Source organism: Pseudoflavonifractor sp. 524-17 (assembly GCF_009935845.1).
Taxonomy (GTDB): domain Bacteria; phylum Bacillota; class Clostridia; order Oscillospirales; family Oscillospiraceae; genus Pseudoflavonifractor_A.
Map to the genome: position 1 here is coordinate 1 of NZ_QWEK01000143.1, position 709 is coordinate 709.

Annotated in this window: 1 protein-coding gene; it reads right to left on the reverse strand. The window is 37.9% G+C overall.

Annotated features, from left to right (window positions below):
- Positions 1-276: 276 nt before the first annotated feature.
- Positions 277-630 (reverse strand): hypothetical protein, encoded by a 354-nt coding sequence (locus tag D1159_RS19035; RefSeq protein ID WP_161847142.1) that lies wholly within the window; start codon positions 628-630, stop codon positions 277-279.
- Between the last annotated feature and the right edge of the window lie 79 nt (positions 631-709).

Here is a 709-nt window from a genome sequence, read left to right on the forward strand (position 1 = left end):
ATCAGGCTATTTTTGCTGCTTTCTTCTTCCGTAAACAACTCACTTCAGATTGAGCATTTTTAAGTAATACTACTATACACGACCGACGAACAGCAGAAGCGGGTGAAAATCCGGGAAATTGAAATCGTCTATAACTTCATTGGTGCATTTGATTTTGAGGGAGCGCGGGAGCAATCCCAAACTGCCCAAGACAAAAATAATGCGAAAGTCGGCGCAGCTTGACGCTACGCCGACCCTCGCTTAAAATGTTTTCTTACGTTACCAGCCTATTGCGTCCTACTTTTTATCCATTTGTTTGATTAGATTTTCTATAAATTTTTTCGTCTTTTCATCTATCGTGCGTTCTCTTACCCATATCCTTATAGGAGCCGCGCCTATTTTACCATCTCCTACGCATGTAATATCCCTTCTCATATCATCCAAAACAATTTCTTGGTTTTGACTCCATTTTTCTTTACAATACTCATATATTTTCTTCATAGTGTATTTGCCGTTATCTTCAAAGATATACCAAATACCTTCTCCCGTCTCTACTATTTCTTTTGTTACACCCATATAATAACACACTAATTCAACCAATTTCAATGTTTCGTCATGTGGATTGCCTTTGCCCGTTTTCAATTTTACCAATTTATGTTTTCCGGAGGAATATCAGCTATTTCATACTTGTACTCAGCTACTTTGTCGTAACTTTGTTCTTCGTATGTCG